The sequence below is a fragment of the Klebsiella sp. HN106 genome, from assembly GCF_051209435.1.
Taxonomy (GTDB): domain Bacteria; phylum Pseudomonadota; class Gammaproteobacteria; order Enterobacterales; family Enterobacteriaceae; genus Klebsiella; species Klebsiella oxytoca.
The window spans coordinates 1-281 of the sequence record NZ_JBLURD010000287.1 but is presented as its reverse complement, the minus strand read 5'-3'; the positions used below and the strand labels follow the sequence as shown (position 1 = coordinate 281).

Below are 281 nucleotides of genomic sequence, written 5' to 3'. Positions count from 1 at the left end.
GCGTCGAGCTTCCAGCGCAGCAAAATAGTTAGCGCTGTACCAGGTCGATATGATAATAGCCAGCGTGATGATGGCCTGCCAGATCGCCTCGCTGAAACCGGTGACGCTGCTTATGCCACGAAAGCAGAGGACAATCGCAATACCGTTAAACGCATTACACATCAGCCATCCCCATAGACTTGCGGGTCGGCTAAATAAATATCCCAATCGTAAAACCAATGTCGTATTCACCCTGCAAAAATAATCGCGCTGTAAAATGCATTTTAACGATCGAACAGGTA

At 47.7% G+C, this 281-nt stretch carries 1 protein-coding gene; it reads right to left on the bottom strand.

Translation table 11 applies throughout. The annotated features are described in order from the left end of the window. On the bottom strand, positions 1-162 hold a 162-nt coding region (locus ACSIPU_RS31245), incomplete at its 3' end, for a hypothetical protein (protein ID WP_435322582.1). Positions 163-281: the final 119 nt, after the last annotated feature.